Here is a 13,128-nt window from a genome sequence, read left to right as displayed (position 1 = left end):
GAGTCGCCCCCGATATAGGACATAAGATTTTTTTTCGGTTCGATTGCGGTTTCGTCGGTTTTCGGAAGAGTTTTTTCCTTGGAGAATCTCAAAGGATTCCGATATAATTTAGCAGGATATCATGGCAGAGGCGAATTCTACCCCACTTAGCGAAGCGGAATTAGAACAAGTTCGTTCTATTCTCCAGCCTCTATCCAAGAACCCGGATATTTCGGAAGAATTGAATCCGATGCTTTCCGTTTTCCGTCAGAAGATGGGTTACGGATCGCAAATGCCTTCCTCCGACGACGAGGAAGAAACCCCATCCGACGAGCCGACCGCAGAAGCGGACGAAGACGGAGATTTCGACGATGAATCTCCCGAACCGGCCCGACCGCAAAAACCTCCGACAAAGGTTTTTGAAGACGACGATATCGACTTAGACGAACTTTTATCAGAACCGGGACAAGGCGCGTCCTCTCCTTCTTCCGACGATTTTTCATTCGGGGAAGAATCTCCCGCGCCGAGCGCGGAGGCCGATCCTTTCGGAGATTTCGGAATGGATGCGGAACCTTCTCCGGCCGCATCGGATGATTCCGATCCGTTTGGAGATTTTGGAGTTCCTGAAGAAACTCCCGCTTCTTCTTCCGACAATTTTTCCTTTGACGAAGGTCCTACTCCGAGCACGGAAGCCTCCGATCCATTTGCCGGTTTAGACGAGATGACCGGTGGAGCTCCTTCCGCAGAATCCGATCCGTTTGCGGGAATGGGAGATACGAGTTCCGACGCGGACCCGTTTGGAGGAACCGACTTTGGAAGCGAACCGATGGACGATTTCGCGTCCACTCCATCCGCTCCTTCCGGAGACGCAGATCCTTTCGCGGATATGGATTCCTTTACGTCCACTCCCGAAGCCTCGTCGGATGATTCCGATCCGTTTGCGGGAATGGGAGGACTGGATTCTCCAAGCGGCGGAGACGATTTCGGAATGTCCGCAGAACCATCCGGCGGCGGAGATTCTTTTGACGACTTCATGTCCTCCGAGCCCACTCCATCCGGCGGCGGAGACGACGATTTTTTCAGTCAACCGATGGACTCCGGTCCTTCTTCCGCGGAAACCGATCCGTTTGCCGACTTCGGCGATTTAGGTTCTCCCGCGGGACAGGATCCGTTTTCGGATCTTGCTTCTTCCGCTCAGGTTTCGGAAGATCCGTTTGCGGACTTCGTTCCTTCCACAGAAGAAGATACGTTATCCGACATCCCGGCCGGAGCGGATTCTTCCTTTGATTCCTTTAGCCCCGATCTGGATTCCGATAGCGGCGGGGATTTCGATTCCGGAAGTTCTTTCGGTCTCGAAGCGGATTTACAAGGTCTTGCGAGCGAAGAAAAACAGGAAATCGACAAGGGACTCAAAGACGAAGAACTCGCGATCATTCAAAAGGAAATTCTCAGATACCCGCCCACCCTGCGTCGTGCGGTCATCGACGCGATCGTTCAAGATCGCCTAACGCCGAGAGATCAAAAGGGTTTATTAGAACTTATTAAAATAGAAAGTTCTCCGGAGGAAATCGCCGATTTTCTTTCGGGGGTTCTCGGCGAAACGATTTCTATTTCGCAAAGAACGAGCGGATTCTCCAAAGACGGGGTTCCGATCATTTCCACCGATCCTCTTTATACAAAGGAAGGATTACAAAGACAAAAGAAAGCGATCCGAAGAACGATTCTCGGAATCGCGGCGACGATCTTTCTCGTGGTCGGCGGAACGTTATTTTATAGAAACTTCATCATCCCGAATCAAGCGGCTCAATATTACGATCAAGGTTTGACCTTGATCCGCGAAGCCGGGGCTTATCCGAAAAACAGCGAGGCTCGGAAGAAAAAATTTTTCGAAGCGGAAGAATCCTTCGCAAAGGGAGAAAACATTCTTCCGAACCATCTGAAATATTTGAATCTCTACGGCGTGGAATACACGCGCGTCGAAGAATACGATCGTGCCTTTGAAAAACTTTTCGGCAAAGTGAGCCCCGATTTCGGCGCGGGCGGCGAAGAACCCTCCTCCAACGCTTGGGATAAACGCGAGAAGGTTCCCATCATCACTCTTGCCAAAGGTCAGATTTGGGACAACGCCAAACTTCCGTTAGCCGGTAAGATCGGAAACGAAAACAGAATGATTCTCGTGGCTCAGGACGGGATTCAAAGAAAAATCATGAAAGCGGGCGCTTATATCGTGATGCGTTTGGAAAAACAAATCCACGACAACCCGACTTACAGAAACCTGGGAAGATTCCATTCTTCCATCATGCCTTCGTTCACCGAATCCTCGTTAGGCGGCGGTAAATACAAAAACGACCAGCTCGCGATCAACTTTTACAAACAGGTTTATACGGACGGAAACGAACCGTATGACGAGGAATCCACCGCGGGAATCGCAAAGGTTTATTACAACCGAAGAGAATTCGGCAAAGCCGCGTCCTTTTACAATAAGATCGTTGAAATCGATCCTTCTAGCCCGGTCGGCCAAGGCGGACTTCTTTCCACTTATATCGAAATGTGGAAAGAGGACGGAAATCCTCAGTTCGTCATCAACCATCACAGACAGATCAAAAACAATCTGGACATCGAAAAGAAACTTTCGTTGCACGTTCTTTCCAAACTCGCTTCGTTTTATACGGACTTGAATAAAAAGGAACTAAGAATTCGTTACAATATCAACCCGGTCGATCAGGTTTCCGGAATGGAAGTCAACGACAACGCGCTCGAAATTCTGGATCTAATCTATCATAAAACCGAAGAAGATCCGGTGACCGGCGTGGAAATCGACGGCGCGGATTACGCGGAAGGTTATTATCAAAGAGGAAGATACTTCGCTTCGATCAAAGAATCGATTCAAGCCAGAAGATTCTTCGAAAAGGCCGCAACCTTAGATCCGGCGCATTATCTCGCGTCGACGGAACTCGCAGAAAACGCGATCCGACTCGCGAACTTCGGGGAAGCGGACAAATTGTTAAACGAATCCCTCAAACGTTTCGAGAACTACAAACAGGGTTACGGAGCGAGAGAAGAAGACGAAACGTTGATCCAAGGAAACGTCGGTCGTATTTATTTCGATAAGGCGAGAATTCAATATCTATCCGCGGCCGGAATTCACGAAAAGGATAAGATCACCGAATTTCCGGGCCGCAAGATTTATCCGTTCCGCGCGAGAACCGCGATGGACGCCGTCGCAAAAACGAGATCGATGGAACTTAAAAATTCTTTGGACGGTTTTTCCAAAGCGGAATCGGTTCAAAGCGACGAAAACGAATTTACGTTGATCCGAAGATGGAGAACCCCTCTTCCGTCCGGAATTCAAAGAGAACTTCGTTACTTCAAAGGTTGGGTGGATTATATGAGCGGAGACTTTGCCGCCTCTCTCAACGAATGGTCCGGTTTTGAAGACGAGGACGAATACAATCATTCCACTCTTTTGATGGGAAAGGCGAACGCATTCTTTTATACGGGTCAGTATAAGGCCAGTCTCGGAAATTATCTGAAAGTCCAAGACGACATGGAAGAAAAACTTCTAAACATGGGTCTTCCGAAACCCGACGATCCGTATCACCAGGAAGTCTATCAGACGTTAGTCGCCGCTTACAACAACATAGGCGCCGTCTACGAAAAACAGGGAAATACCGCGGAAGCTTTGAAACACTATTGGAAGGCGATCGAAACCGCAAGAAAAATCAACGAGGTTTCGGAGATCGCGATGTCCAACAAGGATCTTATGTTCAAAAAAGAAGCCATCGGACAGGATCCGCTTCTCGAAGACTGGCTTTCCCCGACGCTCGACAGCGTAAAGAAGTTGGCGAGAGAATAGAATTCTCCGCTGCCTACCCTGTTTTGTATTGAACCTTAGTTTCTTGGAATGTTCCGACAAGAATCACACTTTTTACTTGCAAAAAGTATGATATTGTGATAGAGAAAAATTTCCCGAATTTTCCGCCCCCACCCTAACCGAGTAACCATAGGAACGAGGTTTGAGTTGGATCAACTCAGTGCGTAGCTCTCTACAGGTCGCTCCGCAGGGTCGGCGCGTTATTTACGGAGAAATTGTCGGAATTCCGACAAACTAATTCCGGTCCGTTCTCCGTTCTTGCACAATCCGATCCGGACCCGGTTCCGTTTTTTATAATACAGAAATTTTAAAGATTCAGAATATTCAATTTTGATTGAGAATCCACTTTTTCACGAAGAGATTTTAGAAGTCCCTGAAACTTGACGGTTTCACCGGAGGAAAAGGTCTGATTCGTCGTTTTTTCCCGGGAGGAAAAGCTGAACGTGATTTCCTTCGCGTTCAAGATTTTTTCAGCGACGTCCGGAGGAACCAAAGAGGAAATTCTCATGGAATCGGAATAATCCGTTCCGACTTTGCGAAGATTGAACCAGGTCCCGTCGAGTTTTAGAGAAACTCCGATCGGAAAACTGACTTCGAAAGAACTCAAAAAATAATCCAAATAGAGCGTCTTTTCCGAACTCGGATTTTTGAACACTCCGCGAAAGCTCAGGGATTTCGTATCTCCATTGGAGCAAAAAAGATGAAGTCCGGGACACAACGGATCGGAACTGAATAATACCTGTTCGAGAGCTGGTTCCGGGGTTTGTCGGATTAAATCGCCAGAACAGCCGATTCCTATAAACGAAACGACACAAAGAAGAAGGGATAAAAATAGAATCTTCAAAGGCTCCCCCGAGAGAGTTTTCCCCCAGTTTTTCCGGCCTACCTTGGATTTGAAAGAAAATTCCTTCGGATTCTTCCTCGAAGAACCGTGGAGGAAAAATTCAATTTTCAGAGAATCGCACTCTTGAAACCCTGGTTAGGTACTACCTATGATTTCATTTCCAAAAGATAAGATCAACGTCCTCCTTCTCGAAAACGTCCACCAAGACGCGTTCAATCTATTCAAGAAAGACGGTTTTAACGTCCGTCTTCTTCCTGCGGCTTTTTCGGAAAAAGAGCTCTTGAATGAAATCGAAAACGTTCACGTTTTGGGAATCCGAAGCAAGACCAACGTGACCGCGCCCGTTTTGGAAAAAGCGAAACGTCTTTTGACGATCGGTTGTTTTTGTATCGGGACCAACCAAGTGAATCTAACCGAAGCCGAAAAAAAAGGAATTCCGGTTTTCAACGCGCCGTATTCCAACACTCGTTCCGTCGCGGAACTCGTGATCTCCGAAGTCATCATGCTCGCAAGAAGGGTTCCCGATCATATTCGAAACACACATTCCGGAATCTGGAATAAGATTTCCAAAAACTGTTTCGAGGTTCGCGGAAAAACGATCGGAATCGTAGGATACGGTCATATCGGAAGTCAGGTTTCCGTTCTCGCGGAAGCGATGGGAATGAAAGTCATTTACTATGACGTGCAGACCGTTCTTCCCCTCGGAAACGCGACCCCGGTGGAAAGTTATCAAGAACTTTTAAGAAACTCGGACTTCATCTCGTTTCACGTTCCCGAAACACCGCAGACGATGAATCTCTACGGAAAGAAAGAAATCGAAGTCACCAAAAAAGGCGCTTATATGATCAATCTTTCCCGAGGAAAGGTCGTGGATCTTGAAGCCCTTGCCGAAGCGATCAAGTCCGGTCATATCGCGGGTGCGGGAATCGACGTATTCCCCGAAGAACCCGAATCGAACAACGATCCCTTCTTAACTCCGATGCAGAATTTGCCTAACGTGATTCTGACTCCTCATATCGGGGGAAGTACGGAAGAAGCACAAAAGAATATCGGTTCCGAAGTCGCGAGCAAGTTACTCAAATTCGTAAACAACGGTTCCACGACCTTCTCCGTAAATTTTCCGAATTTGGAAATCACTCCTTTGCCTTCCGGTCATTATAGAATTTTGAACGTTCACAAAAACCAACCCGGCTTTTTGAAGGATATCAACTCCATGGTTTCCGAAATCGGAGCGAACATCAGCTCGCAACACTTAGGGACCAGTGCGGAAATCGGTTATCTTTCTATGGTGATCGACAAATCCGTGGGAGACGAGTTGAAGGAAAAAATCGAAAAACACCCGTTTTCGATCAAAACTCGGATTCTTTACTGAACAATCTGCCTTAACGTAAAGCGATTTGCCAAAATGTAAATATAATGGAAATGTAATATAAAAAACATCGTCCTAAGAAAGAAATTTTTGAATTTTGCTTGATCGAATCAAATGGGATTCTTTACTATTGTGCTATGCACTATAACAGAATCCCAAACACAATCACCGTCTACCTGAGCGAACTCGCCGATCAGAGTCTTCGGCTGGCTGAGAATATTCTGAAAGGTCTGCTCCATAGAACCGATTCTCCCGTAGAACCGGGAACGGTTTTGGAGCTGAAACTCGGAACGATCAGTCTGTCCGGAGCGATTCAGATTCCGGTCAAAGTGATCCGTTGCGAAAAAATCTCCGGATCGGAATACGACCTCTATCTGAACTACACCGAAAGAGATTTCACCAAGGTTCAAGAAATCGAGGATTTGATCCGAGACCTTTCCTAAAAAAGATAAAGAAAGAACGCATAACGTTCTTCCGTAAGTGTTTCCAGGTTTCTTTCCTTGTTTCTCAAACTCGGAAAGAAACGAAGCTCGCCGTCGAATTTTAAAAAATCAACGACTCTTTTATAAGAACCGAACCTTTTGACCCGCTTTCATCTTCTTCATCCAAGTTTAAAAATTTTGATGTCAAACTAATAGTTTGCATTTGGTTGCAATCTACGTATCGTATATTCCTTTGTAAGCTGAGTTTGATTCCGTTCTACTACCTTGGATTGACAGAAAATTCTTCGGGAAAAAATATCATCGTATATGAACCCATTCTCAACTATGCCGGAAGCGAACACAAAAGAGTTCACCGAGTATTTTCAAGCAGAAGACAGATTCTCCAGTAAGATCGGATATAAAATCCTCTCCGCGAGCGAAGGGAAAAGCGAATACGAACTTACGGTCGACGAATCCTTTTACAATCCGGTCAAGATCGTTCACGGGGGCGCGCTTTTTGCGGCTATGGATAGTTCCGCGGGCGCTGCCATGGCTTCTTGGATCCGAGCCTCGGAATTGAAGTATAAGTTTATGGCGACCGCGGCGGCCGAAATCAAATACCTCAAAAAAGTATTGGGCGGCACCTTGAAGGTTACGAGCGAGATCACGGACCAAAAACGTTCCGTGGTAAAGCTCGTTTCCAAGGCCTTCGACGAAGAAGGCGATCTGGTTGCGGAACTTTACTCGACTTGGGTCGTTAAATTAGAGAATTAGAACATTCTAATTCTCTAATTTTTCAGAAACCGTTCGCATTTTAAACCGAAACGGTTCCGGATCGACTTTAGTCTTCTTCGAAGATCGTTTTTAGGCTACGAAAAACTCCGCGCGGCTGATGCTTGCGAGTTCCACCGCGCTGGAAAGGTTCTTAGAAGGGAAATAGACGATTTGTTCGCCTACCATTTTACGATTACGATCCAATTCCACGCGAGAACCGTCTTTGAGATGCAGGACGATATCGATCCCGCGGTAGTTAATATATCTTTCTAACTGGCTCTTGAACTTTGCACCCTGTTCTTGCATGGAAACATCCTTTAAAATTGTTGAAAGGATGTTCTAGGAGTAAGGAGGAAAGTACAAGCTTTTTTTTCTCAATGAGACAAAAAAAATTTATTCGGAAGTGAGCGGAATCGCTTCGAGCAAAGTCCAAGTCGCTCCGTTGTCCACGGACATATAACGTTTCAAACCGTCCCCCTCGATGTTCACGAAGTTATGCAGTTTGTCCCCGCCCGTACTCGTCGCAAAAAAACCGAGAGCGGACGTATAACTCGGCACGGGATCCGTCGGATACGCGGGCGCGGGTAACGCAAGACTACTCTGGTTGAGTTGAGTCCAAGTGGCTCCCAAGTCGTTGCTCTTAAACGCATACGGAGTGCTGGTTCCACCGGTTGCGTTTGCTATAAACGTAAGATATGAAAAGGAACCGTTTACAAAACCGCGAACGGGATAGATGGAATCGGTGCTCGCGATCGCGGCCATCGGGATCACTTGTTGATACGAGTTTCCGGGAGAAGTCAACGCGCCCAAAGAAGTCAAATCTCCGAACGTGGAAGTGATTCTCAAGGTTGCGGTCCCGTGTTCGACGTAATGCGATTCGGTTCCGATCGGAGAAACGAAAAAACTGTTCAAACCCGAATTCGAATACGCACCCGATCTAAAGTTGGAAACCAGCGTAATCGGAGTCGGTCCCCCAAAGGCCGCAACCCCGCCGTTCGTTGAATAGAACGAATAACTGCTTCCCGTAATCGAATCCAAACACCAACCCACGGAACCGTTATTGTACACGGTCGTACAAGAGGTCGGAACCGGACCGGCGATCGTTTGTAAGTTCGTAAAATCGCTGTTCGTATTGTAACAGGTAGGAGTGCTCGCTCCCAACTTCTGACAGAAGACGAGTTTTTCCACAGCGCCCACGTTAAACGGACCGAAACCTACGATCGGAACGCCCGCAACCGGAGGAGTAAACGGCGTAAAGGTCATTCTACTTCCGGAAGAAGGAAGCGCGGAACCGACCCAATAGTAATATTGATAGGAACCGAAGTCGTTCACTTCGAACAGAATCGCGAATTTATTGGTAGAGTTACCGGCGGTATATCCGTATCCCACCATACTCGTAATCTGAGAACCGGTCATAGGTACGTTCGTCGGAATCATCGTAGTCGTCTGAGAATCCGCAATGATCAGATCGATTCGATTCTTCGGGCTGTCCGCTCCGAAGTTTCTTTTTACATACGAAACGTAGATGTCCAACCCGGCTCCCTTAAAGGCGCCGTATTGATTCATCATAAAATTCGTATAACCGGTCGACCCGGAAAAAAAAGTCCGTAGAATGCTGAACGTTCCCGTAGGATCGAGAGCGCTCTCTTGGAATTTATAACAGTTCAAAAGAGAAAGTAATATTAGAATAGAATAATATCGTTTCATAAGCAATTCCTTAAAAAAACCAGTTGTAACGGGCTTCCGCTCTCCATCCGACGGAGCCGATCGAGTTTGCGTTGAACGGATTCGTTTCCCTCATGGAATCCAGTTGGATTCCTTTTTTGAGAATGGAACCGTCCGGAGTTACGGCGACTTCCTCCTGTTCCCAAGAAATTCCGGTAAAGTAAGAATGAGTCAGTTGAATCAGGTAAATCAAAGCGGTTCCCGCGACGACATTCTGATAGTCTTGGATCGATTTTTTATACTCGGCCCGTTTGCCGCTTACGACCAATTCTCCGAACAATAAATTGCCCGAAGCCTGAGCGATCAGAGTGGAACTTTCGTATTCGGATTTTTTTTGTCCGATTTGTTGAGAGGCAAACGCGGTTGCGATCACGCCGCTCCAAAATAAGGTTCCGTAAACGATCGCGGTTTTCTTTCGTTCGGCTTTGTAATGACCCCAACCCGGAAGAACCGCGGATCTCCAAACGAGGCTCCAGCGACTTCTCGTTCCGGACAATTTCGGTTCCGGCTTTTGGACGATCGCTTCCTCTTCGATTTTCTTTTTTTCTTCCGCGGATTTCGCTTCCCGGATTTTGTTTTCTTCCTCTTGGCGAATTCTCTTTGCTTCCTCTTCGTTTACGTCTTTGTAAATCACCTTGAGAATGCTTCTTTTGGAAATCGTCTGCACACCGTTCTCGGTTCGAACGGTGAGAGTTTTTTCGTTTTGTCCGGTGACGTCCCCTTTGATGGAAGATCCGTTCTTCAGAAGAATGGTTTGCGCGCTCCAAAGAGGAACGGAAAAGAAAACGAGTAGGATGAGAATCGATCGAAATGAGGAAGCCGTTCTGTTCTTCAAAAAAAACTCCGCCGGAATTTTAGAAAAAAGAATTCTCGATTTTTTACGCGGAAAAATTCGGAAATTTCTTTTCCGTAGATCATAACGCAATTCGAGCGTCGTTATCAATAACTTTTTGTTTTCAGAATCGAATTGTAATTCGGCGTCCGGAACCCCGAACTGCGTTTTCTTGATCGAACAGCGTAAAAACTAAGCGAAATGATAAACGAAATCGACCGTCTTTCGGTGAAGTCGTTCTGGTATCGGGTCGATTGGCTTTCGTTCTTTTTCGTTCAGGTCTTGGAAATAAAACCGTGTCTTCCGTAAAAGTCGTATAACAATTCTTTGAGTTTTTCGGGTTGATCGTGGTGCATGTTGTGACCCGCATTCTCCATTTCAACGTATTCCAAAAATTTAAAATGGGAAAGAATCTCCTCTCGATTCTCCGGCATCAGATGTGTTTCTTTTCCGTAGATAATCATGGTCGGAGACGCGATCGATTCCCAAAGATATCTCGTTAAATACGGAGAAAACACGAATGGAAAACCCCTTTTGTAGAGAGGATCGTTTTTCCATTGAAAGCCTCCGTCCGTTTTTTTGGAAAGATAACTTGCCAAATCTCGAACCTTTTCCAAATCCAATCTCGGATAAATCGGTTTTAAACGAAGAGTCAATTCGTCGAGACTCGAAAAACTTTTATTCTTCCGATCCTTGGTTCCCACCTCGTTGTTTTCCAAAGTGTCGAGCCAAACCTTGAGACGTTTTTTTTCGAACTCGGGGGTTTGGATCGACATAAAACCCTCGAGACAAACGACGCTTTGGATTCGTTCGGGATAAATTCCCGCGAACCGCGCTCCGATTCCTCCGCCCATGGAATGTCCTAAGATGTGAAACTTTTCCGGAAGAAACTTGGAGACGAACGTCTTTACGTCCACGAGGGTTTGGATGAAATGATAATTTCCTTCCCGAAGCCAATCTGAATCTCCGTGACCTCTATAATCAAATCGATATATATCGAAATGTTCCGATAGAAACGGAAACTGATAGAGAAACGTATCGGATGCGTCCTGAAATCCGTGAAAAAGAAGGATCGCTTCCTTTTTTCCGTTTTTGTGGATCTTATAGGAAAGATTGTATCCGCCGGATTGAAAAAAACCGTTTTCGATTTCGCCCATGTCAGCCCCTGAATAATTCCCGCCAATCTTTCGGAATCCTCGGAATCCTGAAAGCAGAAACTCTTTCCGGATGAAGTTCGTCTCCGTCGTAAAGACCTAAAATTCCGTCCAGATCGGCAAGCAAGTCTAACGTTTCCTTCTTCCCAAGTCCGTTTAATGCGGAAGAATGTAGAAGGGATTCGAATTTTTCCTTGGCCTTTTCCGCCTGCATCCTAGAGCCCCGTCCGTTCGGTTTCACGTAGATTTTGTGAAGCGAAACTGAAAGTTGAATGAGCCCCTGCAAAAAAGTTTTTCTCGGACCGAAATCCTTTTTCCACTGAAACTCCAAAACCTCGTGCGCCTCGAAATATTTTCCCTCGTGAAACAACCGTTCCGCGTTTTGATAAGCGAAGTCGATCGTAAGCTCGGGATCGTTCGTCGCGGTGATATGTTCGAAAAGTTCTACGATCTCCGGATCAAATTTCAAAACGTTTCCAATCCTTCGGTTGAATCTCGCTCGCGGGAGCGGCAAAGGACCGAATCGCGTTCTCAACGTATTCCGTTCTTCTCATACCCAGAAGTACGACCCCTTCTCCCAAGGAAGAATGGAGTAAATGAAGAGCCACCGAAGAAAGATTCCAGCCTTTGTACTGAGGATAGTATGTTAGAATTTTCTCATACAGTTCGCTTTTGTCCTGAACGTTTTTCTGAAGGACATACCGCTCCAAAATCGGAAGCGCTCTGTTTAAAACCTCGATGTATTCGCTTTGGGTTTCCACCCCGCCTACTTTTTCCACTTGAGAAACGAGTTGTTGAACGATCGGAATCACGGTTCTTTCCAAAAACTGACCCAGATGATCCTGATTTTGAAACTGATCCAAATACGGTTCGGTCACGCTTCGAAACGTATATTTATACGAACCTTGGGCTAAGATGGAAAGAAGGTTTTGTTCCCGTTCGTAGATTCCGTTCAATTCTTCCCTGAGAAGTTTTAAAACGTCCTCGCTTTTTTTGGAAGGATCGTATGCAAGTCTGCGAATGCTTCCCGCTTCGGAGATGGCGTTTAACGGACGATTGACGAGAGGCAAAAGACCATTCTCTCGGATGATGGAGATCAGATTTTTTCCTTCGAACTTCGATTCGAGAAAACCGCTTTCCAAAAGATTTCCCGGAAACTGAACGACAGCAAAACCGGATTCTTTCAAACCGAGTTCTTTTTGAATCTCATTCGCGATTTTCAAAATTTTGTTAAGCGAAGTGGCCGTGTATTTTTCCGGATCTTCCGGAAAGGTATTGGAGGAAATTCCGTAGTAAACGATCTTTCCTTCCTTTCTTTTTTGTTCCAGAAAACGGAAAGCGTTCTTGATTCTTTCGTAATATTGTTCGGCGGCCTTTTCCTTGGGCACGTTATGCTTCTCTCGGTCCATCAAAAAGTATTCCGGGTTGTGAAGCAGAAACACGTCCACGGTTTCAAGCCCGAGACGTTTGAGGGATCGTTCGAGTTGATCCTCCAAAAACAAAGGATGAATGCAATGGTAACATCCTTCTGAATAATACGTGATCTCCGGAAATTCGCGGTTCTCTTTTTCGAGTTCGGTTACGATCTGAAGATTTCTTCCCTGGATATAACCCGCTTTGGTGACAATAAAAACGTTCTCGCGTTTTAATTCTCCCTTTTGGATTTTTTTTCGGAGAACCTTTCCCACTAAACTTTCGCTTTCTCCGTTTCCGTAATTCGAAGAAGTATCGATCACGTTGAACCCTTCCGTAAAAGAAAGTTCCATCGCGTCTTCGTGTTCGGGAGATTCGAGTCCGACTCGATAACATCCGAACGCGATTCGGGAAAGAATTCTTCCTCGAAATTCGAAATACGGATTTAGAATCTGGTCCTTGTCCGCGACGTTTCGAATCAAGGGAGAATTTTCCGAATATTCTTTCGTAGCTTGGAGATCGGATGCTCCTTTCAGTACGTCCCGTTGATAAAGAACTTGGAATGGATCGGATTGAGTCATGATTTTATCCTTTGGATCTTACAAAAAACGCTCGTTACGCGACGCACAAAATTCTCAAGCGAGCGGATTTCCACTTCTTGATTTTCTAATTGAGAAAGAATCTTAATAACTTTATGGTTCCGTATCAATTTTTTCCCTACCGAATAAAAATGCTTTTCGTC

11 protein-coding genes are annotated in these 13,128 nt (G+C 46.0%); 4 read left to right on the top strand and 7 right to left on the bottom strand.

Features of this window, described 5'->3' with window-relative positions:
* The first annotated feature begins 121 nt into the window (after positions 1–121).
* Complete coding sequence (locus LEP1GSC052_RS04360; protein WP_010574602.1) at positions 122–3,835, top strand: tetratricopeptide repeat protein; 3,714 nt, start codon at positions 122–124, stop codon at positions 3,833–3,835.
* A 325-nt stretch (positions 3,836–4,160) separates the two neighbouring features.
* On the opposite strand, the gene LEP1GSC052_RS04355 is transcribed toward LEP1GSC052_RS04360, so the two are convergent.
* Entirely contained in the window at positions 4,161–4,802 is a 642-nt protein-coding gene (locus tag LEP1GSC052_RS04355) for a hypothetical protein (protein ID WP_208855704.1), read from the bottom strand.
* A gap of 43 nt (positions 4,803–4,845) precedes the next feature.
* Between LEP1GSC052_RS04355 and serA the strand changes: the two genes are divergently transcribed.
* From serA to LEP1GSC052_RS04340, 3 genes are all read left to right on the top strand, one after another.
* The gene (serA, locus tag LEP1GSC052_RS04350; protein ID WP_020986482.1) at positions 4,846–6,069 is read left to right on the top strand and encodes a phosphoglycerate dehydrogenase; all 1,224 of its coding nucleotides are present in this window, start codon (positions 4,846–4,848) and stop codon (positions 6,067–6,069) included.
* 134 nt (positions 6,070–6,203) lie between these two features.
* Positions 6,204–6,509, top strand: coding sequence for a hypothetical protein (locus tag LEP1GSC052_RS04345; protein WP_010574600.1), 306 nt, complete (start codon positions 6,204–6,206; stop codon positions 6,507–6,509).
* Between the two features lie 306 nt (positions 6,510–6,815).
* Positions 6,816–7,262, top strand: coding sequence for a PaaI family thioesterase (locus LEP1GSC052_RS04340; protein WP_084492195.1), 447 nt, complete (start codon positions 6,816–6,818; stop codon positions 7,260–7,262).
* A gap of 90 nt (positions 7,263–7,352) precedes the next feature.
* On the opposite strand, the gene LEP1GSC052_RS04335 is transcribed toward LEP1GSC052_RS04340, so the two are convergent.
* From LEP1GSC052_RS04335 to LEP1GSC052_RS04310, 6 genes are all read right to left on the bottom strand, one after another.
* The gene (locus LEP1GSC052_RS04335; protein WP_010574598.1) at positions 7,353–7,568 is read right to left on the bottom strand and encodes a hypothetical protein; all 216 of its coding nucleotides are present in this window, start codon (positions 7,566–7,568) and stop codon (positions 7,353–7,355) included.
* Between the two features lie 87 nt (positions 7,569–7,655).
* The gene (locus LEP1GSC052_RS04330; protein ID WP_020986308.1) at positions 7,656–8,969 is read right to left on the bottom strand and encodes an LIC11996 family lipoprotein; all 1,314 of its coding nucleotides are present in this window, start codon (positions 8,967–8,969) and stop codon (positions 7,656–7,658) included.
* A 10-nt stretch (positions 8,970–8,979) separates the two neighbouring features.
* Positions 8,980–9,840: an LA_0442/LA_0875 N-terminal domain-containing protein gene (locus tag LEP1GSC052_RS04325; RefSeq protein WP_156892141.1), complete on the bottom strand. Its 861-nt coding sequence runs from the start codon at positions 9,838–9,840 to the stop codon at positions 8,980–8,982.
* 254 nt (positions 9,841–10,094) lie between these two features.
* Positions 10,095–10,976: an alpha/beta fold hydrolase gene (locus tag LEP1GSC052_RS04320; RefSeq protein WP_010574595.1), complete on the bottom strand. Its 882-nt coding sequence runs from the start codon at positions 10,974–10,976 to the stop codon at positions 10,095–10,097.
* A 1-nt stretch (position 10,977) separates the two neighbouring features.
* Positions 10,978–11,442 carry a DUF309 domain-containing protein gene (locus LEP1GSC052_RS04315; protein WP_010574594.1) on the bottom strand — a complete coding sequence of 155 codons (465 nt, stop codon included), beginning with the start codon at positions 11,440–11,442 and terminating at the stop codon, positions 10,978–10,980.
* Positions 11,432–12,967, bottom strand: coding sequence for an aldo/keto reductase (locus tag LEP1GSC052_RS04310; RefSeq protein ID WP_020986016.1), 1,536 nt, complete (start codon positions 12,965–12,967; stop codon positions 11,432–11,434). Before LEP1GSC052_RS04310 ends, LEP1GSC052_RS04315 begins: the two co-directional genes overlap by 11 nt.
* Positions 12,968–13,128: the final 161 nt, after the last annotated feature.

The organism is Leptospira kmetyi serovar Malaysia str. Bejo-Iso9, from assembly GCF_000243735.2.
Taxonomy (GTDB): Bacteria; Spirochaetota; Leptospiria; order Leptospirales; family Leptospiraceae; genus Leptospira; species Leptospira kmetyi.
This window is presented reverse-complemented; position numbering and strand designations above follow the sequence as displayed.

Bases quoted from the DNA above. Each gene is read 5' to 3' on its own strand.
- LEP1GSC052_RS04360 (WP_010574602.1), top strand. From the start codon at position 122: ATGGCAGAGGCGAATTCTACCCCACTTAGCGAAGCGGAATTAGAACAA.
- serA (WP_020986482.1), top strand. From the start codon at position 4,846: ATGATTTCATTTCCAAAAGATAAGATCAACGTCCTCCTTCTCGAAAAC.
- LEP1GSC052_RS04345 (WP_010574600.1), top strand. From the start codon at position 6,204: ATGCACTATAACAGAATCCCAAACACAATCACCGTCTACCTGAGCGAA.
- LEP1GSC052_RS04340 (WP_084492195.1), top strand. From the start codon at position 6,816: ATGAACCCATTCTCAACTATGCCGGAAGCGAACACAAAAGAGTTCACC.
- LEP1GSC052_RS04335 (WP_010574598.1), bottom strand. From the start codon at position 7,568: ATGCAAGAACAGGGTGCAAAGTTCAAGAGCCAGTTAGAAAGATATATT.
- LEP1GSC052_RS04330 (WP_020986308.1), bottom strand. From the start codon at position 8,969: ATGAAACGATATTATTCTATTCTAATATTACTTTCTCTTTTGAACTGT.
- LEP1GSC052_RS04320 (WP_010574595.1), bottom strand. From the start codon at position 10,976: ATGGGCGAAATCGAAAACGGTTTTTTTCAATCCGGCGGATACAATCTT.
- LEP1GSC052_RS04310 (WP_020986016.1), bottom strand. From the start codon at position 12,967: ATGACTCAATCCGATCCATTCCAAGTTCTTTATCAACGGGACGTACTG.